A 22,788-nucleotide genomic window follows, 5' to 3' on the forward strand; every position below is an offset into this window, starting at 1 on the left:
TCCTCATAAGTCTGTCCCCGTTGCGTTTGGAGTAGCCCATGGCCCCCCGCGCCAATTGGAAGGGTTTTTTGCGTTTGTCGCTCGTGACCTGCCCGGTCGCGCTCTATCCGGCCACTTCGGATACCGAGAAGGTCTCCTTCAACCAGATCAACCGCAAGACCGGCCACCGGATCAAGTACCTCAAGGTCGACGCCGAGACCGGTGACGAGGTGACCTCCGAGGACATCGTCAAGGGCTACAAGGTCGACACCGACACCTATATCGAGGTCACCAAGGACGAGCTCGACGAGATCGCGCTCGACTCGACGCACACGATCGAGATCGACGAATTCGTGCCGAAGGCCGACATCGACAATCGCTATCTGATCCGCCCCTATTATCTCGTGCCGGACGGCAAGGTCGGCCACGACGCCTTTGCGGTGATCCGCGAGACCATCCGCAGCATGGACAAGGTCGCGATCGGCCGCGTGGTGCTGACCAACCGCGAGCACATCATCGCACTGGAGCCGCTCGAGAGCGGCCTGATGGGCACGCTGCTGCGCTACCCCTACGAGGTCCGCAGCGAGAAGGAATATTTCGACGACATCCAGGACGTGAAGCTGACGAAGGACATGCTCGACCTTGCAAAACACATCGTCGAGAAGAAGTCCGGAGCGTTCGAGCCCGAGCTGTTCGAGGACCATTACGAGGCCGCGCTGATCGATCTCATCAACAAGAAGCGCTCGGGCGCCCCGATCGCGGCCAAAGCGGCGCCGAAGACGGGCGGCAACGTCATCAACCTGATGGACGCTCTCAAGAAGAGCCTCGCGAGCGAGAAGGACGCAGCTCCGATCGCGAAGGTCGTCAAGGAGACCGTCAAGGGCAAGAAGCCGAAGAAGCGCGTCGAAGGCCAGCGCGAGATGCTGCTGCCGATCGCCGGCAAGGGCGGCAAGGAAGCTGCGGCGAAAACGGCCCCCAAGGAAGCCTCGAAGAAGGCCGACAAGCCGGTGCGCGCGCCGGCGCGGGCGAAGAAGGCCGGTTAGCGGCACGCAGCTTACGATCGCGCCGTGATGTCTCCCCTCGCCCGTCGGCCGGCCTGACATGCCCTGGTCGGCGGCGTTCGACGACCCGATCTCGCTGCGCAACGGGCGCAAGCTGCGGACGCTGCAACAGGCGGCCGATCACATCATGCAGCTGCCCGAGGACGCGCAGCACGCGAGCCACTGGCAGACCGCGATCGAGACCCTGATCCACGCGGCCGAGACGGGCGGCGGCTGGACGATGTTCGCCCGCATCGCGATGTTGCGGGCGCTGAACGCGGACGTCAGTCGCAAGTAAGCCCCACCTGACGCGGCGGCGCCTTGCAGCATTCGCCTTCCCTCGCGCCGCCGAGACATAGCCTCAACAATCGGTTAAGCGGCGCCATCGCCTTCGGCGCTCGCCGGCGAGGCACCAAGTAATCCTACGGAAGACAAAATTAACCCTCGATTCCCATTGCGCACCACAAGGTCGCGCGGTCGATTGAACCAGGGTTTGCACGCGGTGCAGCAGCAGGACGCCAGAAAGAACTACATCGGCCTCGTGAACGACACGAGCGAGGACAAGCGCCTTGCAGACAGCGCGGCGCGGTCACAGCCGCGCGTCATGAGCTATCTGGTCGGACGCCTCGCAGCGGCGCTGAGACGCCCCGGCAAGGCCACCCCTGGACGCGCGATCAAGTCCTGAAAGCGACGACGCCGTCAAATCCACCCGAGTTGGGTGACGAAACCTTAAGTCAATGAATGCCAGCATATAAGGCCTGAGGTCGGGACCGCCCCGCCAGCACTTTGACGCGCGCCCTGCGAAATTTAGTGAATCAATTTACCATTCCGAAAACGGCGCCAGCCTACGCTGGACGGATGAACGGGAGTTGACGATGGCATTGCTCAAGTCCTTTCTTGCCGATGAAAGTGCAGCCACCGCTATCGAGTATTGCCTGATTGCCGCCGGCATCGCGCTCGTGATCGTCACGGTCGTGAACAACACGGGCAGCGCGCTCCTGAACAACAAGTTCAACTCGATCGACGCGGCCACGAAGTAGGCCGCATGCCCCGGCCCGAAGTCACCTTCCGACATCGGCGAGACCGTGCCGGCACGCAAGGCCCGCCGGCGTGACAGACCATGATCTGGGTCAACAGCACCAGGGTGGCGACGGCTAAGCATGGAAGCTGAGCTTCCTCTCTGCCGGCCCGTCCATGCACCCAGACCTCCCCCACTCCCAACTGAAGATCCGCCGCGTTCGCCTCGATACCGGCCGCGAGAACGTCGTCGTCATCTCCAGGCAATCGAAGGCGCTGCGCGCAGAGATCTTTCGCGGCTTCAGCCGCGTCGAGCTCCGTCTCAACGGCAAGGTGCTGCTGGCGACGCTGCTGATCACTGACGACGACACTTTGGCCGCCCAGGACGAGATCGGCCTCTCCGAGCCCGCATTCCGCCGTTTCGCCGAACCGGTCGGCACGCTGGTCGCGGTGACGCCCGCCACGCCGCCGGAGAGCCTTGAAGCGGTGCGCGCGAAGATCCGCGGGCGAACCTTGAGCCAGGCGGAGATCGGCGCGATCATCAACGACCTCGCGCATTATCGCTACTCCGACATGGAGATCGCCGCCTTCCTGATCGGTTCGGCGAGCTTCATCACCAGCGACGAGCTCCTGGCCCTCACCGGGGCGATGGCCCAGGCCGGCACCCAACTGGTGTGGCCGGACCCTGTGGTCGTCGACAAGCACTGCATCGGCGGCATTCCCGGCAATCGCACCTCGATGGTGGTGGTGCCGATCGTCGCCGCGCACGGCCTGCCGATCCCCAAGACCTCCTCGCGCGCCATCACCTCGCCCGCCGGCACCGCCGACACGATGGAGGTTCTGGCGCGGGTGAATGTCGGTGTCGAGGAGATGAAGGCGATCGTCTCGTCCTGTAACGGCTGCCTGATCTGGGGCGGCCACGTGAACCTGTCGCCGGCCGACGACGTCCTGATCTCGGTCGAGCGACCGCTGAGCCTCGATACCCGCGAGCAGATGGTCGCCTCCATCATGTCCAAGAAGATCGCGGCGGGCTCGACGCATCTGCTGATCGACATTCCGGTCGGGCCGACCGCGAAGGTCACCGGCGCCGTCGAGGCGATGCGGCTGCGAAAGCTGTTCGAATTCGTCGGCGACCGGTTCGGCCGCACGGTCGAAGTGATCACGACCGACGGCCGCCAGCCGATCGGCAACGGCATCGGGCCGGTGCTCGAGGCCAACGACGTGATGGCGGTGCTCGGTAACGATAAGGATGCCCCGCGCGACCTGCGCGAGAAATCACTGCGGCTCGCCGCCCATCTCTTGGAATACGATCCGAAGCTGCGCGGCGGCGCCGGCTACGCACGGGCGCGCGAATTGCTCGACAGCGGCACGGCGCTGAAGCAGATGCAGAAGATCATCGACGCCCAGGGCCCGTCGACATGCAGCACCGAACTGGGATCGCTCAGCTTCGACGTCAAGGCGGCGCATGACGGCACAGTGTCCGCGATCGACTGTCTGCGGTTGAACCGGCTCGCCCGCACCGCCGGCGCGCCGCTCGACAAGGGCGCCGGCATCTGCCTGTTCAAGAAGATCGGCGACCACGTCGAGCAGGGCGAGCCGCTCTACCGCGTCTACGCCTTCGACCAGCCGGAGCATGATCTCGCAGCCTCCGCCGCAGCGGCAGGGAACGGCTACGCCGTCGATGGTCACGACGCGCTCCCGGGCAAAACGGCGTCGTGAGCATGATCGCGTTCCAGACCCTGCCGTTCGGCACCGAGGCGGCGAAGCGTCTCGCGGCGCGGCTTGGGCTTGCCTGCGACCAGATGACCCTGCACCGCTTCCCGGACGGCGAGCTGCGCGTCACGGTCGCGCCCGCGGCCGACACCACCATCCTCTATGCCGCGCTCGATCAACCCAACGACAAGCTGATCGCCCTGCTGTTCGCCGCAGAGGCGCTGCGTCGCGGCGGCGCAAAGCGGCTGGTCCTGGTCGCGCCCTATCTGTGCTACATGCGGCAGGACATTGCGTTTCATGCGGGCGAGGCCATCAGCCAGCGCGCCATGGGCACTCTGCTTGCGACGATCGTCGACCGCGTCGTCACCGTGGATGCGCACCTGCACCGCACCCCCGACATCGCCGCCGTGTTTCCCGGCATCGAGGCCGAGAACCTGTCCGCGATGCCCGCGATTGCGAACGCGCTTGTCGCGGCCGGCATCGATCCCACGACCGTCGTGATCGGCCCCGACGCCGAATCCGAGCCCTGGGTGAGAGACCTCGCGGGACGGCTGGACTTGCAGCACACGGTCGCGCGAAAGCTCCGGCGCGGCGATCGCTCCGTTGAGATCGATTTTGCCGACGCCGCCCTGCTCGCGGGACGGCCGGCGTTGATGGTCGACGACATCGTCTCCTCCGGGACGACGCTGATGATCGCGGCGAAAACACTGCGAGCGATGGGCGCAAGCGCCGTCGATTCGATCGTGACGCACGCGCTGTTTCCACCCGCGATGAGCGCCGCATTCGCCGACGCAGGCATCCGCTCCATTCGCTCGAGCGACAGCGTGCCACATCCGACCAACGCGATCGCGCTCGACGAAATTCTGGCCGCGGCTCTCAAGCGCGAGCTCAACACGATACTTCCGCCGGAGACAACGACATGAGCGTGACTGTTCGATTCTGCGGCGCCGCCCGCACCGTGACCGGCTCGAGCTACCTGTTCCAGACCGCGACCGGGCGCTTCCTGGTCGACTGCGGCCTGTTCCAGGGACAGAAGACGCTCAAGGCACTCAATTACGGCGCCTTTCCCTTCCGCCCCGCCGACATCCAGGCGGTGCTGCTCACGCACGCCCATATCGACCACAGCGGGCTGCTGCCGAAACTCGTGCGCGAGGGTTTTGACGGACCGATCCTGGCGACGCGCGGCACCATCGACCTCTGCTCCTGGATGCTGCCGGACGCCGGCAGCATCCAGGAGTCCGAAGTCACGCAGCTCAACCGGCGCAACGCGGCGCGCCGACGGAAGGAGGTCGTACCGATCTACACGCAGGCCGACGCAACCGCATCGCTGCAATCGTTCCGCCCGGTCGACTATGAGCGCTGGACCGACGTGATGCCCGGCGTTCGCGCGCGCTACTGGAACGCCGGCCACCTGCTCGGCTCCGCCTCGATCGAGCTGGAATTCGGCCAGGACGGCCGGGAACGCCCGTTGCGCGTCCTGCTCTCGGGCGACGTCGGGCCGGAAGCTAAACTGCTCCAGCCCGATCCCGAGGCGCCGGTGGACCTCGACTACGTCATCTGCGAATCCACCTATGGCGACCGCGTGCGCCCCGTCACCACGCCCGAGCAGCGCCGGCAGCATCTCGCAAGCGAGATCCGCGATGCCGCCGCGGCCAAGGGCGCCCTGCTCATCCCCGCCTTCGCGGTCGAGCGGACCCAGGAGCTGATCGTCGACATCGTCCACCTGATGGAGCACGGCGAAGTTCCGGCAGCGCCGATCTTTCTGGATTCCCCGCTGGCGATCCATGCCACCGAAGTCTTCCGCGAGCATGCCGCGAGCCTCGATCCCGGCGTCGACGTCGACCGCCTGCTCAACTCGCCGCATCTCAAATTCACCGAGACGGTTGCCGAGAGCAAGGCGATCATGCGCCTGACCGGCTTTCACATCATCATCGCCGCCAGCGGAATGTGCGACGCGGGCCGCATCCGCCATCACCTCAAGCGCTGGCTGTGGAACGAGCGCGCGACTGTGCTCCTCTCCGGCTTCCAGGCGCACGGCACGCTCGGCCGCTTCCTCCAGGACGGCGCCAAGGCCGTGCGGATCCAGGGCGACGAGATCAGGGTCGCTGCGCGCATCCGGATGATCGACGAATATTCCGGACATGCCGACGCCGCCGGCATCGCCGGCTGGATCGCGGCACGCCGCCCGATCGCCCGCGGCCTGTTCCTCACCCACGGCGAGCAGGATGCAATCGCCGGGCTTGCCGAACGGCTGGGCGAACGCATTGTCCCGGCCGCAAAGATCTATCAGCCGGTGCTCGACGACATCTACGAGCTCGAGGCGCCCGAGCCGCGCGTGCTCGACGTCGACCATCGCCGCCGGCTGGCGCCCGAGGCCGTCACGCATCTCGACTGGCACAACGAAATGTCGGAGCTGATGCTCGACATCAGCGACAAGGTCGCAGCCGCCGCCGACGACCGCGCCCGCGGCGTCATCATCCGCAGGCTGCGGCGCGCGCTGCAGGATAATGAGTAGAGCGACGCGGAATGTCGCCCTTGTCGGAAAGGGGCTAAAACGCGCGCGAATACAACGCGCGAGCCGTTTCCATTCGTCCGCTCGCGGTGAGGGCACGTTGCATCGTGACCCAGCTCAGGAGTGCGATCGCCAGACCCGCGGCCACATCGGAAAAGTAATGGCTTCCATCCACCGGCGTGGCCGCAATCATCGCAACATTGAGCAGCACGGCGATCCAACCCACATATCTGACCGGCCAAAGCGCCAACAGGAAGAGAAGTCCAAGCGCGGCGTGCAAGCTCGGAAAGCTGATGATCCCTTCGGCGCCTTCCGCGACCAGATGGCGAAAGGTCCCGTCCCGCAATCCAAAGAATACGGGAAGCGGCAGATCTCGCGTCATCGGCACGATGGCGGGAGAATCGACTGCTGACAGATGCAGATGCCCCCAAACACCCTGCGCCGGCATAAAAGCGGAAACGCCGATGGTCAGAAGCGTCGTCAGAACGAAGCTCAGCATGAAGATGCGCAATCGCAGGGCATGGCCCGCCGCGGCCAATACGAGGACGACGGCCGTCGTTTGCACGGCAAAGCTCGCATACGCACCCGCCAGGATCCTATGCAGAAGCGGTGCAGCATTCATCGCCGCAAGCCACGCCATCCAGTCAAAGCCAAGCCGCTGGTCCAGTACGGCGAACTCGCTGTCCCACAGCGGAAATGCCGCGCTTGCCGCGACGTATGACAGCGGAGCTCCCACCGCCGCAAATGCGACGACCTGGGCGGCGCTGACCAGCGCGTCGGCGAGAGCCGCGTCCCTTCTGATGGTCGCATAGAACCAGCTCATCAATACGAGCAGGCCGGCAACGAGGGCGGGTTTCCAGAATGAAAGCCATTCCATCTGAAACGGCCCAAGCGTCGACGCGATCAACACAGCGCCGGCCGAGGCCCCGATCGCGATCCAGACGACACGATCGGCACGCTTCAATTGGACAAGGTGGATATCTGGCAGACTCAGCCTGTCTGGCATGGGGGCATCCGATCGCCGGCCTGGTCACCACGGCCCTGTCGCCACGCTAGCGAGGCAAAATTGAGCCTGCGTTAACGCAACAACACGAACACGGCGGAATTTCCTTTTCATTAGTGCTGTGCCGACGGCAACGGCACCCTACTGCCGCGTGACGTTTGATCTTTACGATGTTCGCGTTATGGCGTTGTGTCGTGCAATTGCACCTTTGCAGAGCGTAGGCTCGAACTCCAGCGGCCCGATCACATGGCTTCTTCCGACAGGCCGACCTTGACGATCCGGGCTCGTCTTGGCTCGGACCGATCGGTGACGATCACCGTTCTTGGAATGCTCGCCGCCGTCTCGTTTCTTCCGGTGCTGCTGACCCCTATTCCCGCGATGGTCGATTATCCCAATCACCTCGCCCGCATGTATATTTTGAGCCAGAGCGGCACTCCGTACGCCAATCCGCATTACGAGGTGGCCTGGGCATTCTATCCCAACCTTGGAATGGACCTGCTGGTCCCGCAGATGGCGCGACTGATGAGCGTCGAGAGCGCCACGCGGCTGTTCCTGCTCATTAGCCAATTGTTGATCGTCGGGGGCGCGCTTCTGCTCGGATGGGCCCGCAAGGGACGCGTCCATCTCGCCGGCTTTGCGGCGCTCGCTTTCCTCTACTGTCTGCCGTTCAGCTGGGGCTTCGTCAATTTCGAGTTCGGACTGGGCCTCGCCCTCTGCGGCATCGCCGTCTATCTGATGCTGGCAGAAGGCCCATGGCCAGCGCGCTTCGCCGTCAACGCGATCTTCGTCGCTGCGCTGTATGCGGCGCATTTCTTCTCCCTCGGCATCTACGGCGCGACGCTGGGCCTCTTCGAGCTCTGGCGCATCCGCCACCAGGGAATATCGTACCGGGTCGCGGCCGCGCGGCTTGGCGCGTTGGCCATACCAGCGCTCGTCCTGTTCGCCATCATGCAAGTGACTGCAGGCTCGATCGGAAGCGAAGGCACGAGCTGGTTCCTCGGATTCAAGCCGATCTGGCCGCTACGCATCATGAACGGCTACAGCTTGACGGTATCGGCAATGACCGGACTGGCGCTGATGATCTCGCTGCTTTTCGCCGCAAGACGCGGCGTTCTCAAGCTCGAGCCGGCCGGAATCTGGCTCGCGATCGGCTTTGCGCTCCTGTACCTGGTCATTCCCTCGAAGCTGTTCGGAACCTCGTTTGTCGACCTCCGCGTGATTCCCGCCGCGGCCCTGATCCTGCCGGCCTTCTGCTCGCTCTCGCTGCCCAGCCGTGCCTGGGGAATGGCGGCCCTCGCTGTGATCAGCGGAATCACCCTGATCAATCTCGCCGTGGTCCTCGCGGTGTGGCTGCCTTATCGCGCCGACTATGCGGCTATCGTCGCGTCATTCCACAAGATCGATCGCGGCTCACGCGTCCTCATTGGCAGCACGGGCGACGCTGGAGACCCGCCCTTCGCCGACCTCACGTCCTATCCAATGTTCTATGCGCCGACGCTGGCCGTGCACTATGCCAACGCCTTCGTGCCCAATTTATTCACGGAAGCGGGCAAGCAGCCAGTGCGGGCACGCGAGGCCGTGCGCCGTCTTGCCATTCCCTACGGAGGGCCGGTGCCGTCAGGCCTGCTAGCGGCAATTGCGACAGGCCGGCCGCCGGCGGACGCTCCGCCGTTCGTCCGGACCTGGTACCAGGATTTCGACTATCTCTATTTGCTTGGACCGCACGCCCCCAACCCGCTGCCGGATCTGCTGGACGAGCTGGACGCTTCGGAACGATTTGTCCTCTACAAGATCCGCCGCAGGTCGTAGCGCGACGCCGCGGCTGCACGGTGTGGTTAACGGGACATCACCACCCCCTCCCGCCGGCCCCCCAGCCGCCCGCATCGCCCGGGAGCTCTAGATCCTTAACAGTTGCGGCAAGGCCACCTTAACCACCCACGGATTAGGCTTCCGCCCCTGCAACCGAGTTGGACCCTCTCGCATGGCGGCCAGTTTCAAATCGATCCGCTACAGCCTCGTCATCCCCGTGTTCAACGAGGAAGCCGTGCTGCCGATCCTGCTGCGCCGGCTCGACCTGGTCTTGTCCCGGCTCGACGGGCCCGCAGAGGCGATCTTCGTCGACGACGGCAGCAGCGATTCCAGCTCTATCGTGCTACGGGCGCTCGCCACGCGCGACCCGCGCTTCCGCTATATCGGCTTGTCGCGAAATTTCGGTCATCAGGTCGCCATCACCGCCGGCATGGACGCCGCGCAAGGTGAAGCGATCATCGTCATGGATGCCGATTTGCAGGATCCTCCCGAAGTGATCGAGCAATTGATCGCAAAATGGAAGGAAGGCAACGACATCGTCCACGCCCGCCGCCTGTCGCGCGACGGCGAAAGCCGATTCAAGCGTGCGACCGCGCATCTCTTCTATCGGCTTCTCGGCAGGATGTCCTCTGTCGGCATCCCCGCCGATGTCGGCGACTTCCGCCTGATCGACCGCAAGGTGCTCGACGCACTTCGGCAGATGCCGGAGCAGGACCGCTTCGTCCGCGGCATGATCGCCTGGCTAGGCTTCCGGCAGGCCGAGGTCACCTTCCATCGTCTCGAGCGCGCGGCGGGCGAAACCAAATACCCGCTGTTCAAGATGGTGCGGCTCGCGATGAACGCCGCGCTTGGCTTTTCGGATCTGCCCTTGCGGCTTGCCATCTGGTGCGGATTGACGGTCTCCGGACTCGCACTCCTCTACGGCGGCTGGGTAATCCTGTTGTGGCTCAGCAAGGATAGTCATCTCGTGACCGGCTGGTCCTCGACGATCGTCGTCGTGTCCCTGCTGTGCGGAATCAACATGCTGATGACGGGCATCGTGGGGCTTTATGTCGGCCGCATCCATGCCGAGGTGAAACGCCGCCCGCTCTACGTGGTGCAGACGCGCGCCGGCTTCGATCGCAGCGAGGCGCCGGCCGCGGCACCCGCGATCCACGCCGTCAACGAGTGACCCGGCGCATGACCGAGCTCTTCGACGGCTATCACGACAACTATCGTGACGTAGTCCAATCATCGATCGACTTTTCGGGCTTGCCGCATCATTTCTTCATGCGCGCCAAGGCCGATCTCCTGCGCGATCTGATCGCGGAGCGGCTCGACGCAGAGCGGCCCGAAATGCTGGACGTCGGCTGCGGCGTCGGCAGCCTTCATCCCCTGCTGCACGGCATGGTCGGCCGCTTGAGCGGTATCGACGTGTCTTCGGCCAGCCTGGCGCAGGCTCGCGCCGACAACCGCGGGGTCGACTACCGTGAGTTCGACGGCCGCAGCTTTCCTTTCGACGACGCCAGCTTCGATCTGGTCACGGCCGTCTGCGTGATGCACCATATCGTGCCGGCCGAATGGGCGCAGTTCATCGCCGAGATGCGGCGAGTGACGCGCCCCGGCGGGCTCGTCTGCGTGATCGAGCACAATCCGTACAACCCGCTGACACGCCTTGCCGTTGCGCGCTGTGAGTTCGACCGGGACGCCGTCTTGCTCAGCGCCGGCACGACCCGAAAGTTGATGGCTGCGGACGGTCTACGCGAGATCGGCTCGCGCCATTTCCTGCTGCTCCCCTGGGACACCAAACCGGCGCGGCGCCTGGAAGGTGCCCTGAGTGGCGTGTCGCTCGGAGGCCAATACGCGGCCTTCGGGACCGCTTGACTTATCTCTGCGGCGCATCTCGCCGCTTGTGCACGACCGCCACATCGTCGCTGTAGACGCGCTGCCACTGGGGCAGCCGGTCGAGCATCGCGACCGCCGGCGTCCGCGGTGCGAGCAGCGTGGCGCCGATCTTGTATTCATCGAGCAACTTGAGAAAATCTCCGAGGTCGACCAGCGCTACGGCGCGGTTGTAGCGGTCGATGAACGGTCCCCCGTACAGTTCGCCGCGACCATCGATAAAGGTGGGAATGCCGGCGAAGATCAAATAGCCGCCGAAGGAATAATCGTTGAGCACGGGCCCCGCCCTGGCGAGGTCGGCCTGAGCGATGGCAGCCTGAGGGGTGATGATCGGAGCCGGCCGGATGTCACGCGCCAGGGCCGCCGCGCTCACCGCGATCAACCCGGCGAACGCGGCCAGAGTCAAACCGCGCGACGAGCCGGCCGCATCGTCGCCGGTCGGTCCGCCGAACTTCCGACCCAGCGGAGCCGCGAGGTAAAGCGGCGCCAGCATGGCCAGCAGATCCGCATTGCGTATCTGGGCCAAAGCGAAATGGAGCAGGCCGATCACCACCAGGGCCCGCACGAGCGGCAGCGTCACGCCGCGCGAGAGCGCAAAGATGCCGGCCAGCAGCAGCAGTTCGAAGCCGCCGATGCGGCTGAAATCCTGCGGCCGCCATTCCGAGATCCAGGCGAGCGCGGGGCCGAGGCCGAGTGTCGTCAGCGGCATCAGCAGCGGTTCCGGCCCGTAGGGCGTCAGGCAGGACGCAGCGAGCGCGAGCGCCGCGAATGGCAGCCATCGCAACAGCACGTGCGACCATCCGCTTCGCCCCTCGCGCAGCAGCGCCTCGAGCACCGCCGGGCCGATCAGCCCAAGCGCCAGCACCACGCTGCCGTGCAGATTGGCCCACAGGACCAGCAGCGGCAGGGCCCAGTAGGGCGGAGGCCCCCCACGATCCATACAGCGCACCAGGGCAGCCGCCCAAGTCACCATCACCGGCAGCACGAGGACGTGTGGCCGCGCCAGCATATGCGGCGCCGACAGGATGACGGCCGCGATCACCATGAGCAGCGTCAGGGTTGGCGAGAGCTCGCGCAGCAGGAAGAACGTCAGCAGGCCAAAGGCGAGCGCTATCGCCGCGGCGGCGACGACGACGACGCCCGGCCAGCCGGACAGCGCGTAGACTCCGGCGTAGACCATCTCCGAGAGCCATTCGAAGGTGATCCAGGGCGCGCCGTGCATCGAAAAGGAGAAAGGGTCGCTCGCCGGCAGGGCGCCATGCGCCATGATCCAGCGCCCGACCTCGATGTGAGAATAGCTGTCGGGATCATTGAGCAGCCGCTGTCCGAGGATCAGCACCGTGGCGTAGACGCCAAGGCTCACCAGCCAGGGGAGCGCCGCACGCGCCGAAAACGGTTGAACCTCGCTGTGCACGACCTGCTCACTCATGGCGAGCGCAACTTAAGGCCCAAGCGTTAAATTCTTCTTTGGTGCTCACCGCGCCTGGTCCAGCGCAGGGCGGGCTGGTTACGGTTTGTGAACCATGTTCTTGACGCTGGGCGGACGCATCCTACCGGCCGCGAAGATCCATCAGCCGGTAATGCGGCGGCTCTCCGGAAAATCAAGCTGTTCTCAAGACAAACAAAAGCCCTCCCGAAGGATTCCACCAAGCTGGAACTTGCGTCTCGGCCTACAGCCGTCGTCCGTTCACCCCGGTGGCATCGCAAAACGCGTCATGATCCTGCCATACGGTCCGTTCCGACGATGACGCGAGCGAGAAGCGCACATGGCTGTCACAGCAAACTTTTCCGCCGGAATTCTCACCACCTTTGGCAACGGCCAGAACAACACAATCGCGTTGGGCCGCAATGCGGCCGGAACGATCGTTGTCAACGGCGGCGCGGTCGCGATCAAAGGCGGACCCGCGACGGTCGCCAACACCAAGTTGATACAGGCCTTCGGCCAAGACGGCAACGACACCATCACGATCGACGAGAGCAACGGCGCGATGCCTGCGGCGAATCTGTTCGGTGGCGCCGGCAACGATACGCTGACCGGCGGGTCCGGCGGCGACATGCTGTTCGGGCAGTCCGGCAACGACACGCTGCTCGGCAAAGGCGGCAACGATCTGTTGTTCGGCGGCGCCGGCAATGACGTGCTGATCGGCGGCGACGGCAACGACCAGATGTTCGGTGAGGCCGGCAACGACCGCATGATCTGGAATCCCGGCGACGACAGCGACCTGATGGAAGGCGGCGAAGGCATCGACACGGCCGAGGTGAACGGCGGCAACGGCAGCGAGACCTTCGCCATCACGGCCAACGGCACGCGCGTGCGCTTCGACCGCGTCGACCCCGCGCCGTTCTCGCTGGACATCGGCACCACAGAAAACCTCGTAGTCCATGCCAATGGCGGCGACGATGTCATCACCGCCAGCGGCAATCTCGCCGCGCTCATCAATCTGACGATCGACGGCGGCGCCGGCAATGACACGATCCTCGGCGGCAACGGTGCCGACTACCTGCTGGGCGGCGACGGCAACGATTTCATCGACGGCAACCAGGGCAACGACACCGCTATGCTCGGCGCCGGCAACGATACCTTCCAGTGGGACCCGGGCGACGGCAGCGACAAGGTCGAAGGACAGGCCGGAGTCGACACCCTGTTGTTCAATGGTTCGAACATCGGCGAGAACATCGTTGTTTCCGCTGGAAATGACGGACGCACGCTGCTGACCCGCGATGTCGGCAACATCACGATGGACCTGAACGGCATCGAGACCATCACGATCAATGCGCGCGGCGGCAGCGACAACATCGTTGTCAACAATCTCGCGGGAACCGATGTCAAACAGGTCAATGTCGATCTCGGATCGACCGGGACCGGGGACGGCGCGGCCGATACGGTGACGCTCGACGGCACGAGCGCAGCCGATACGATCCAGGTGTCCGGCTCGGGCACGTCAATTTCGGTCACAGGATTGCCCGCCGCTCTCGCCATTACCAACGCGGAAGGCGCAAACGACGCGCTCGTCATCGACGGCCTCGGCGGCAACGACACGATCTCGGCGGCGACGCTTGCCGCGGGGGTCGTGCACCTGACGATCGACGGCGGCGCCGGCAACGATACGATCGTTGGCAGCGCCGGCAACGACACACTGATCGGCGGCGACGGCAATGATTCCGTCGTCGGCGGCCGCGGCGACGACCTCGTGCAGCTCGGCGCCGGCCGCGACGTGTTCCAGTGGAATCCGGGCGATGGCAGCGACACCATCGAAGGCGGCGCCGGTGTCGACACGCTGCAGTTCTCCGGTGCCAACATCGCCGAGAACCTCACCATAACGGCGAACGGCGATCACGCCCTGCTCACGCGCGACGTCGGCAACATCACGATGGACCTGCACGGGGTCGAGCACGTCGATATCCACGCGCTGGGCGGCGCCGACCATGTCGTGGTGGGCGACCTGACCGGGACGGATGTGACGCGGGTGAACATCGACCTCGGCGGTTCGGCCGGAACGCCGGACGGCGCCATCGACACCGTCACGGTCGATGCGACCCAGGGTGCCGACACGTTCGGCGTCGCAGGCAATGCCGGCGGCGTGACGGTCTTCGGCCTCCACGCGGCCACCAACCTGGCCTCCATGGACGCAACCGATCAACTGACACTCAATGGCCTCGGCGGCGACGACGTGATCGATGCGAGCGGGCTTGCGGCCGGCGTGCTGCAACTCACGATCGACGGCGGACTTGGCAACGACACCATCCGTGGCAGTCAGGGCGACGACTTGATCAATGGCGGCGACGGAAACGACGTCGCGCTGATGGGTGCGGGCAACGACACCTTCGTCTGGAATCCAGGCGACGACAACGACACGATCGAGGGCCAGGGCGGCACCGACACGCTGCTGTTCAACGGCGCCAACATCGCCGAAACCATCAACATCTTCGCGAATGGAGGGCGTGCCGAGCTGACGCGGGACGTCGCCTCGATCACGATGGACACGCACGGCGTCGAGACGATCGCGTTCAATGCCCGCGGCGGCGCCGACACGATCAATGTCGGCGACATGAGCGGCACCGACGTGACGGAGGTCAAGATCGATCTGGGCGGCGTTCCCGGCACCCCTGGCGGCGACGGCGCGGCCGACAAGATCGTGATCAACGGCACGGGCGGGGACGACGTCATCTCGCTATCGCTCAACAGCAATGGCGCGCTGGTGATTGACGGTCTCGCAAGCCAGATCGTGATCGAGAACTTCGACTTCAACGACACCATCACCATCAATGGCCTCGGCGGCGACGACGTGATCGAGGCGTCGGGCGTCGGCCCCGGCGGGCCGCACCTCGTTTTCGACGGCGGCGCCGGTGACGACCTGCTCCTCGGCAGCGCGGGCAACGATACGCTGCTTGGCGGGCTCGGCGACGACGTGCTGATCGGCGGCGGCGGCGTCGACGTGCTGGACGGAGGGCCCGGCGACAACGTCGTGATTCAGTCGTTGCTCGCCCATGCGAGCATCCACTCGGGGACGCTGATCTGAGGCCGACGATCGCGGTCGCCCGGCGATCGTGTGTTTTGCCTGTCGGGCGCAGCCCGGATGGCGCGGAAGGCAATAGGAGGCCCGCGAATCGATGCGGTCGTGTCCCGGATTGGGCCGCTCACCATCTGGGCTACGGCGCTTTGACGGCCATGTGAGTCCTGATACTCTGCACGCCGTCGTGGCTCGGCGGGCCATGCCATCGATCGTTGAACCAGAGCTGCCGAGAGGATGCGAATGAGAAGCGTGACGCTCTTGGCTCTCGGCTTCATGCTTGTCGGCGCATGGTCGTACGACAGCGCGAGAGGCCAGACTTCGGTCGCGCCGCCGGTTTCGCTTGCTCCACCCAAGGAATCGCCGCCGCGGGCGAGCGCCAAGAATTCCCCGGCAGCGTCCGACAGGGTATCGTCGACACCAGCGACTGGCGGCGTCCCACAACCGCCGAATTCTGCCGCCGACTATGACGGCTTTAGCGCCGTCGACGACAACGACACTCCGGAGCAAACGACGCGAGCCACGACGTCGCGCGCGGCAAAGGGTTCCAAGCCCAATCCGGATACGGCGCAGCAATCGATCGATCAAGAAGATGAGGCGTTAAAACGTAAGCTGACGATCTGCAAAAACTGCAAGTAGAGGCCACGGCACCGAAGCGCTGATGCAATGGCCTTACGGGTCCGTGCGGCTGGACGCCGGCGCTGCATACCTGACCTACCGCCTCCTTCGCACCCCCGCGCTTTACCCTTCCCCAAATTCCTGATCCTCTCTCCCTCAATCGGCCGGAGCAACCGGCCTCGCCAGGGAGAGAGACGCCATGAAGCTCGGCACCGCCATTGCGGAAATCATGAGGCGCGAGGGCATCGAGATCCTCTGCGGCTATCCGGTCAACCATCTGATCGAGCATGCGGCGAAGGCCGAGATCCGTCCCGTGATGGTGCGGCAGGAGCGCGTCGGCATCCACATGGCGGACGCGATCTCGCGGGTGACGTCGGGACGCACGATCGGCGCGTTCTGCATGCAGCATGGGCCGGGCGCGGAAAATGCAATGGGCGGAGTCGCGCAGTGCTTTGGCGAATCCGTGCCCGTGCTGGTGCTGCCGATGGGCTATCCGCGCCGGCTGGCGCACATCGAGCCGAACTTCAATTCCAGCGAGGCGATGAAGCCGTTCGCGAAGTCCTCGGAGCCGATCATCCTCGCGGCGGAAGTCGCCAACATCTTCCGCCGCGCCTTCACGAAGCTCAAGAACGGCCGCGGCGGGCCCGTCATCGTCGAAATCCCCTCCGACATGTGGAACGAGGAGGTCCCGGAGCCGCTGAACTACACGCCGGCGCTGCGCACCCGCTACGGCGCCGATCCCGTGCATGTGAAGGAAGCGGCCGCCCTGCTCGTCAACGCCAAACGGCCGGTGATCTATGCCGGCCAGGGCGTGCACTATGCGCAGGCGTGGCCGCAACTGAAACGGCTCGCCGAGCGGCTCGCCATTCCCGTCACCACCAGCTTGGGAGGCAAGTCGTCGTTTCCGGAGACGCATCCGCTCTCGCTCGGCTCCGGCGGTCTTGCGGTGCCGCGCGCGGTTCCGAAGTTCCTCAGCGAGGCCGACGTCATCTTCGGCATCGGCTGCTCCTTCACCGAGACCAGTTTTGGCGTCGCGATGCCGAAGGGCAGGACCATCATCCATTCCACGCTCGATCCGAACCATCTCAACAAGGACGTGGAAGCCAGGATCGGCCTCGTCGGCGATGCCGGCCTCGTGCTCGATGCGCTGCTGGAGGAGGTAGGCAAGACCATCACGAAGGATCGCGATGCCTCGGCCGTCGCGGCGGAGATCGCCGCCTCTCACAAGGAGTGGTTGGCAAAGTGGATGCCGAAACTCACCAGCAACGACGCGCCGCTGAGCCCCTATCGCGTGCTGTGGGACCTCCAACACACCGTCGACATCAGCAACACCATCATCACGCACGATGCCGGCAGCCCGCGCGACCAGCTCTCGCCGTTCTGGAAAGCCGTGGAACCCCTCTCCTATCTCGGCTGGGGCAAGACGACGCAGCTCGGCTACGGCCTTGGCCTCGCGATGGGCGCCAAGCTCGCAAAGCCCGACAAGCTCTGCATCAATGTCTGGGGCGATGCCGCGATCGGTTTCACCGGCATGGATTTCGAGACCGCGGTGCGCGAGCGCATCCCGATCATGTCGATCCTGCTCAACAATTTCTCCATGGCGATCGAGTTGAAGGTGATGCCGGTCTCGACCGAGAAATATCGCTCGACCGACATTTCCGGCGACTATGCCGCGATGGCGCGCGCCTTCGGCGGCTATGGCGAGCGCGTGACCAGACCGGAGGACATCATCCCGGCGATCCAGCGCGGCATCCAGAAGACGAAGGAAGGCGTGCCGGTGCTGCTGGAGTTCATCACCAGCAAGGAGACCGAGGTGTCGCGGCCGGGCACGTGAGGCAGCCCGGTCTCAGCGGCAGGGCCGCGGGCGGCGCTGGCTCCGGCCGCAGGAGATGTGATAATCCGGCCCGGTGCGGCGCCCGTCGCGGCACCAGGCCGGATTGCGAATGACCACCCCTTCTAACGATGTCGCCGGGATCGACGAGCTCAAACGGCAACTGCAGTCGGCCGCAGCTGAGAATGCGCGCCTGCACGATCGGCAAAACGCCAGTGCCGAGATTCTGCGCACCATTGCGGCATTTCCCTCGGATGCCCGGCCGGTGTTCGCCGCGATCGCGTCCAGCTCGAAGCGCCTGCTCGGCGGCTTCTCCGCCACCGTGCTTCAGTTCATCGGCGACGAGCTGCACCTCGTGGCGTTCACGCCGACCAGCCCGGACGCGGACGAAGGGCTGAAGGCATCGTTCCCGCGCCGGATCGAGGATTTTCCGACCTTTGCCCTCGTTCGCGGCGGCGAGACGATCCAGTTTCCCGACAGCGAGGCCGAGCACGTCCCGGAGCTGAACCGCAATCTGGCGCGGCTGCGCGGCTTCCGCAGCGTCCTCTTCATGCCGCTGATGAACCGGGGCGCGGCGGTCGGCATGATCAGTGTTACACGCGCCGAGCCCGGCGCGTTCGCGCCCGATCTCGTACAGCTACTCCAGACCTTCGCCGACCAGGCCGTGATCGCGATCGAGAATGCGCGGCTGTTCAACGAGACGAAGGAAACGCTGGAGCGCCAGACCGCGACCGCCGACATCTTGAAGGTGATGGCCGGCTCGCCCTCGGACGTGCAGCCGGTGTTCGACGCCATCGCCGCCAACGCCAACCGGCTGATCGGCGGCTTCTCCACGGCGGTGCTGCGCTATCTCGACGGCGCCGCGCACCTTGCGGCGTTCACGCCGACCGATCCGGTCGGCGATCGCGTGCTCCAATCCTCGTTCCCGGTGCCGTTCGCACGGTTTCCGCCCTACCCGCTTGTGGCCAATGGTGCGGCGGCGCAATTGCCCGACACCGAGCTCGAGCCGGCCGCACGCGACATCGCGCGCGCCCGCGGCTACCGCAGCATGCTGTTCGCACCCCTGATGAGCGAGGGCGAGGCGATCGGCGTCATCATCGCCACGCGCCGGGAGACCGGCGCGCTCGGCGAGCACCATGTCAGGCTGCTCCAGACCTTCGCCGACCAGGCCGTGATCGCGATCGAGAACGCGCGGCTGTTCAACGAGGTGCAGCAGCGCACGAATGAGCTCACCGAAGCGCTCGAGCAACAGACAGCGACGGCCGAAGTCCTGAGCGTCATCTCCAGCTCGGGCGGTGACCTCGTTCCGGTCTTCGATGCGATGCTCGCCAAGGCGATGCAGCTTTGCGGCGCCAATTTCGGCGTGCTCAACACTTTTGACGGCAAGTCGTTCCACAGCGCTGCGACCTACGGCTTGCCGCCCGCCTACGACGAATACCGGCGCATGCAGCCGCTCGAATACGGCCCGGGCACGGCGCCGGCTCGCCTGCTGCTGGGCGAGCCGTATGTCGAGATCGACAATCTCGACGATACGGCGGCCTATCGAAGCGGCGACGCCAATCGCCGGGCATTGGTCGATCTCGGCGGCGCGCGCTGCCTGCTGACCGTGCCTCTGATCAAAGACGACCGCGTCGTCGGCAATGTGATGATCTTCAGGCAGGAGCAGCGCCGATTCACCGACAAGCAGATCAGGCTGCTCCAGCAGTTCGCCGCGCAGGCCGTGATCGCCATCGAGAATACCCGGTTGCTCCGCGAATTGCGCGGGAGCACCGAGGAATTGACCGAGGCGCTGAGACACCAGACCGGCAGCGCCAACATCCTGAAGGTGATCGCGTCCTCGCCGACCGATGTCGGACCGGCTCTGAAAGCGATCGTCGAGAGCGCCTGCGAGCTCTGCGATGCCTATGACGCCGCCGTAGCGCTGAAGGACGGCGACAGCTTGCGCTTCAGCGCCCACCATGGGCCGATTCCGATCAACCTCGAGAAATGGCCGATCAATAGCAACTGGACCGCGGGCCGTGCCTTCGTCGACCGGCTTCCCGTGCATGTCGCCGATCTCAGCGAGAGCGATGAGTTCCCGGAAGGACGCGCACACGCGCTGCGCATGGGCCACCGCAGCATTCTGAGCGTGCCTCTGTTGCAGGAGAACGAGAGCATCGGCGCGATCGTGCTCCGCCGCAACGAGGTGCATCCGTTCACCGACAAGCAGGTCGCTCTGCTGCAGACCTTTGCCGACCAGGCCGTGATCGCGATCGGCAATGTGCGGCTGTTCGAGCAAGTGCAGGCCCGCACCCGGGAGCTTGCAAAATCGCTCGACGACCTGCGCGCCGCGCAGGATCGCCTGGTGCAAACCGAGAAGCTTGCTTCGCTGGGCCAGCTCACGGCCGGCATCGCGCACGAGATCAAGAACCCGCTGAACTTCGTCAACAATTTCGCGGCAGTTTCCGCGGAACTGATGGACGAGCTGAACCGGTCGCTTGCGGACACAAAGCTCACCGACACGACCCGCGAGGAGGTCGACGAACTGTCCGGAATGCTCAAGGGCAACCTGCAGAAGATCGTGCAGCACGGAAGGCGCGCCGATTCCATCGTCAAGAACATGCTGCTGCATTCGCGCGAGGGCGGCGGCGAGCATCGGCTGAGCGACATCAACGCGCTGGTCGAGGAGAGCCTCAACCTCGCCTATCACGGCGCGCGTGCCGAGAAGCCGCTCTTCGACGTGACGCTGAAGAGCGAGCTCGACCCGGCGGCAGGTTCGGCAGAGGTGTTTCCGCAGGAGATTTCCCGGGTGCTTTTGAACCTGATCTCGAACGGCTTCTATGCGGTGACCAAGCGCCAGATGGGCAGCGGCGCCGCCGGTTACGAGCCGGTGGTGATCGCCACGACGCGCGATCGCGGCGATAGCATCGAGATCCGCATCCGCGACAACGGCACCGGCATCGCGGACGAGGTGAAGGAGAAGATGTTCAATCCGTTCTTCACGACCAAGCCGGCCGGCGAAGGTACCGGTCTCGGGCTGTCGATGAGCCACGACATCATCGTGAAGCAGCACGGCGGCACGATCGACGTCACGACAGAGCCCGGCAAGTTCACGGAATTCACGATCCTGCTGCCGCGCAAGAGCAGCTTTGCGGAGAACAACAAGAAATAGCATCACCCCGGAGGATGTCTTGAAGAGTCTCGCGTGGTTCATTCGGCGACAACTCCTCTCGCTATCAGGTATCGGCCTCATGCTGGGCGCGCTGTTCTTCGCGGCCGCGCTGACGCCGACGCTGATCCCGCGCAGCTATCTCACGCAAGGTGCCCTCGCCGGTGGCTGCTTTGCGATCGGCTATTTCGCCGGAATCCTGTGGCGCCGGCTGTGGCATTATCTCGAACTGCCCGAGCCTTCGGCGCGGGCGCGATCGATCGCGAATGCGCTGGCCGCAGCAATCTGCCTGCTCATCGTCATCGTCTTCCTGTGGCGCGCCGCCGAATGGCAGAACTCGATCCGGACTGTCATGAGGATGGCTCCGGTCGAGACCGCACATCCACTCAAGGTCTGCGTCATCGCCCTGATCACGTTCGCAGTGCTGCTGGTGCTGGGGCGGCTGTTCGCGGTTGTCGTCCGCTTCCTCGCTACGCGCGCGAGGCTCGTGATTCCGCGGAAGGTCGCCAACGTCCTCGGCGTGCTGGTCGCAGGCCTGCTGTTCTGGTCGATCGCCAGCAATGTCCTGATCCGTACGGCGTTCAACGCGCTCGACTCCTCCTTCCGCGAGCTCGACGCGTTGCAAGAGCCCGAGCGGCCGCAACCGGCCGCCCCGGATCAAACAGGAAGTTCTGCGTCGCTGGTGAAGTGGACGGAGCTCGGGCGCATGGGGCGCAGATTCATTGCCTCGGGTCCGACCGCAGCGGAGATCAGCGCCGTTACGGGAGGGCCCGCGCATGACCCCGTGCGCGTCTATGTGGGCCTCGCTAGCCGCGACACGGCGCAGGCGCGCGCCAAGCTTGCGCTCGAGGAGCTCAAGCGCCAACACGGCTTCGAGCGAAAGATTCTGATCGTCATTACACCGACCGGCACCGGCTGGATCGATCCGTCCGCGATGGACACGGTCGAATATCTCCATCATGGCGACGTCGCGAGCGTCGCGATGCAATATTCCTATCTCAACAGCCCGCTGTCATTGATGTTTCAGCCCGAGTACGGCGCGGAGGCGGCGCGCGCCCTGTTCGCGGAGATCTACGGCTACTGGACGGGCTTGCCGAAGGACAAGCGGCCGAAGCTGTATTTGCACGGACTGAGCCTCGGCGCCATGAACTCGGAAAAATCCGCGGAACTGTTCGAGACGATCGGCGATCCCATTGCCGGCGCGCTGTGGAGCGGGGCGCCGTTCGAGAGCCGCATCTGGCGCTCGGTCACCACGAACCGCAATCCGGGTACGCCGGCCTGGCTACCTGAGTTCCGCGACAGCCGCTTCGTCCGCTTCATGAACCAGAACGGACCTACGGTGCCAGCAGATGCGCCCTGGGGTCCGATGCGCGTCGTCTATCTGCAATATGCCAGCGACGCGATCACCTTCTTCGCCTACCGCGATGCCTATCAGGCTCCAGCCTGGATGAGCGCACCGCGCGGACCCGACGTGTCGCCCGAGCTGCGATGGTATCCGATCGTCACGATGCTGCAGCTCGCGCTCGACATGGCGGTCGCGACCAATACGCCGATGGGCTTCGGCCATGTCTACGCGCCCGAGCATTACGTCGATGCCTGGGTCGCGGTGACCGATGTCCGTGATTGGTCTGCCGACGCGCTGGCGCAGCTCAGGGAGCAGCTTGCTGCGAAAGCGCGGAAGACCGGCGCAGGCAATGCCGACGATGATCCCGATCGCGGCGGCTAA

16 protein-coding genes and 1 pseudogene are annotated in these 22,788 nt (G+C 65.1%); 15 read left to right on the forward strand and 2 right to left on the reverse strand.

What is annotated here, in order from left to right:
• Positions 1-38: 38 nt before the first annotated feature.
• The 7 genes from EI171_RS32420 to EI171_RS32450 all read left to right on the forward strand — a co-directional run bounded on the left by EI171_RS32420 (position 39) and on the right by EI171_RS32450 (position 6,264).
• Positions 39-1,022, forward strand: coding sequence for a Ku protein (locus tag EI171_RS32420; protein WP_011085904.1), 984 nt, complete (start codon positions 39-41; stop codon positions 1,020-1,022).
• 58 nt (positions 1,023-1,080) lie between these two features.
• Positions 1,081-1,317: a hypothetical protein gene (locus EI171_RS32425; protein ID WP_028172241.1), complete on the forward strand. Its 237-nt coding sequence runs from the start codon at positions 1,081-1,083 to the stop codon at positions 1,315-1,317.
• Positions 1,318-1,500: 183 nt separating this feature from the next.
• A complete protein-coding gene (locus tag EI171_RS32430) occupies positions 1,501-1,704 on the forward strand; it encodes a hypothetical protein (RefSeq protein ID WP_333925903.1) in 204 nt (67 codons plus the stop codon).
• 190 nt (positions 1,705-1,894) lie between these two features.
• Positions 1,895-2,059, forward strand: coding sequence for a Flp family type IVb pilin (locus tag EI171_RS32435; RefSeq protein WP_011085902.1), 165 nt, complete (start codon positions 1,895-1,897; stop codon positions 2,057-2,059).
• A 154-nt stretch (positions 2,060-2,213) separates the two neighbouring features.
• A complete protein-coding gene (locus EI171_RS32440) occupies positions 2,214-3,755 on the forward strand; it encodes a thymidine phosphorylase family protein (RefSeq protein ID WP_161535743.1) in 1,542 nt (513 codons plus the stop codon).
• Positions 3,752-4,672 (forward strand): ribose-phosphate pyrophosphokinase, encoded by a 921-nt coding sequence (locus EI171_RS32445; RefSeq protein WP_371740283.1) that lies wholly within the window; start codon positions 3,752-3,754, stop codon positions 4,670-4,672. The genes EI171_RS32440 and EI171_RS32445 overlap by 4 nt, the downstream gene beginning before the upstream one ends.
• The gene (locus EI171_RS32450) at positions 4,669-6,264 is read left to right on the forward strand and encodes an MBL fold metallo-hydrolase (protein WP_161535745.1); all 1,596 of its coding nucleotides are present in this window, start codon (positions 4,669-4,671) and stop codon (positions 6,262-6,264) included. The genes EI171_RS32445 and EI171_RS32450 overlap by 4 nt, the downstream gene beginning before the upstream one ends.
• A 34-nt stretch (positions 6,265-6,298) precedes the next feature.
• Here EI171_RS32450 and EI171_RS32455 read toward each other — a convergent pair whose 3' ends face one another.
• Positions 6,299-7,267, reverse strand: a complete 969-nt coding sequence (locus tag EI171_RS32455) for a phosphatase PAP2 family protein (RefSeq protein WP_049832421.1) — start codon at positions 7,265-7,267, stop codon at positions 6,299-6,301.
• Between the two features lie 243 nt (positions 7,268-7,510).
• On the opposite strand from EI171_RS32455, the gene EI171_RS32460 reads away from it, so the two are divergent.
• The 3 genes from EI171_RS32460 to EI171_RS32470 all read left to right on the forward strand — a co-directional run bounded on the left by EI171_RS32460 (position 7,511) and on the right by EI171_RS32470 (position 10,936).
• Positions 7,511-9,073: a hypothetical protein gene (locus tag EI171_RS32460; RefSeq protein ID WP_161535746.1), complete on the forward strand. Its 1,563-nt coding sequence runs from the start codon at positions 7,511-7,513 to the stop codon at positions 9,071-9,073.
• Positions 9,074-9,245: 172 nt separating this feature from the next.
• The gene (locus EI171_RS32465; RefSeq protein WP_028172246.1) at positions 9,246-10,244 is read left to right on the forward strand and encodes a glycosyltransferase family 2 protein; all 999 of its coding nucleotides are present in this window, start codon (positions 9,246-9,248) and stop codon (positions 10,242-10,244) included.
• An 8-nt stretch (positions 10,245-10,252) separates the two neighbouring features.
• Entirely contained in the window at positions 10,253-10,936 is a 684-nt protein-coding gene (locus EI171_RS32470; RefSeq protein ID WP_246740315.1) for a class I SAM-dependent methyltransferase, read from the forward strand.
• A gap of 1 nt (position 10,937) precedes the next feature.
• Here the strand turns inward: EI171_RS32470 and EI171_RS32475 are convergent, their stop codons facing one another.
• Positions 10,938-12,383 carry a hypothetical protein gene (locus EI171_RS32475; protein ID WP_161535748.1) on the reverse strand — a complete coding sequence of 482 codons (1,446 nt, stop codon included), beginning with the start codon at positions 12,381-12,383 and terminating at the stop codon, positions 10,938-10,940.
• A 337-nt stretch (positions 12,384-12,720) separates the two neighbouring features.
• Here EI171_RS32475 and EI171_RS32480 point away from each other — a divergent pair, with 337 nt between their 5' ends.
• From EI171_RS32480 to EI171_RS32500, 5 genes and pseudogenes are all read left to right on the forward strand, one after another.
• Positions 12,721-15,474, forward strand: a complete 2,754-nt coding sequence (locus EI171_RS32480; protein WP_161535749.1) for a calcium-binding protein — start codon at positions 12,721-12,723, stop codon at positions 15,472-15,474.
• A 234-nt stretch (positions 15,475-15,708) separates the two neighbouring features.
• Positions 15,709-16,104: a hypothetical protein gene (locus EI171_RS32485; RefSeq protein WP_202633035.1), complete on the forward strand. Its 396-nt coding sequence runs from the start codon at positions 15,709-15,711 to the stop codon at positions 16,102-16,104.
• 154 nt (positions 16,105-16,258) lie between these two features.
• Positions 16,259-17,917 (forward strand): annotated as a pseudogene (locus tag EI171_RS32490) (thiamine pyrophosphate-requiring protein); the annotation flags it as partial.
• Between the two features lie 109 nt (positions 17,918-18,026).
• A complete protein-coding gene (locus EI171_RS32495) occupies positions 18,027-21,065 on the forward strand; it encodes a GAF domain-containing protein (protein ID WP_202633036.1) in 3,039 nt (1,012 codons plus the stop codon).
• 79 nt (positions 21,066-21,144) lie between these two features.
• Complete coding sequence (locus EI171_RS32500) at positions 21,145-22,788, forward strand: alpha/beta-hydrolase family protein (RefSeq protein WP_161537126.1); 1,644 nt, start codon at positions 21,145-21,147, stop codon at positions 22,786-22,788.

Origin of the sequence: Bradyrhizobium sp. LCT2, assembly GCF_009931255.1 — a bacterium.
Lineage (GTDB): Bacteria > Pseudomonadota > Alphaproteobacteria > Rhizobiales > Xanthobacteraceae > Bradyrhizobium > Bradyrhizobium diazoefficiens.

What these genes read in the sequence shown, in the direction of transcription:
- EI171_RS32465 (WP_028172246.1), top strand. Translation starts at nt 9,246, where the DNA reads ATGGCGGCCAGTTTCAAATCGATCCGCTACAGCCTCGTCATCCCCGTG.
- EI171_RS32435 (WP_011085902.1), top strand. Translation starts at nt 1,895, where the DNA reads ATGGCATTGCTCAAGTCCTTTCTTGCCGATGAAAGTGCAGCCACCGCT.
- EI171_RS32475 (WP_161535748.1), bottom strand. Translation starts at nt 12,383, where the DNA reads ATGAGTGAGCAGGTCGTGCACAGCGAGGTTCAACCGTTTTCGGCGCGT.
- EI171_RS32450 (WP_161535745.1), top strand. Translation starts at nt 4,669, where the DNA reads ATGAGCGTGACTGTTCGATTCTGCGGCGCCGCCCGCACCGTGACCGGC.
- EI171_RS32470 (WP_246740315.1), top strand. Translation starts at nt 10,253, where the DNA reads ATGACCGAGCTCTTCGACGGCTATCACGACAACTATCGTGACGTAGTC.
- EI171_RS32425 (WP_028172241.1), top strand. Translation starts at nt 1,081, where the DNA reads ATGCCCTGGTCGGCGGCGTTCGACGACCCGATCTCGCTGCGCAACGGG.
- EI171_RS32500 (WP_161537126.1), top strand. Translation starts at nt 21,145, where the DNA reads ATGCTGGGCGCGCTGTTCTTCGCGGCCGCGCTGACGCCGACGCTGATC.
- EI171_RS32485 (WP_202633035.1), top strand. Translation starts at nt 15,709, where the DNA reads ATGAGAAGCGTGACGCTCTTGGCTCTCGGCTTCATGCTTGTCGGCGCA.
- EI171_RS32480 (WP_161535749.1), top strand. Translation starts at nt 12,721, where the DNA reads ATGGCTGTCACAGCAAACTTTTCCGCCGGAATTCTCACCACCTTTGGC.
- EI171_RS32495 (WP_202633036.1), top strand. Translation starts at nt 18,027, where the DNA reads ATGACCACCCCTTCTAACGATGTCGCCGGGATCGACGAGCTCAAACGG.
- EI171_RS32420 (WP_011085904.1), top strand. Translation starts at nt 39, where the DNA reads ATGGCCCCCCGCGCCAATTGGAAGGGTTTTTTGCGTTTGTCGCTCGTG.
- EI171_RS32455 (WP_049832421.1), bottom strand. Translation starts at nt 7,267, where the DNA reads ATGCCAGACAGGCTGAGTCTGCCAGATATCCACCTTGTCCAATTGAAG.
- EI171_RS32440 (WP_161535743.1), top strand. Translation starts at nt 2,214, where the DNA reads ATGCACCCAGACCTCCCCCACTCCCAACTGAAGATCCGCCGCGTTCGC.
- EI171_RS32460 (WP_161535746.1), top strand. Translation starts at nt 7,511, where the DNA reads ATGGCTTCTTCCGACAGGCCGACCTTGACGATCCGGGCTCGTCTTGGC.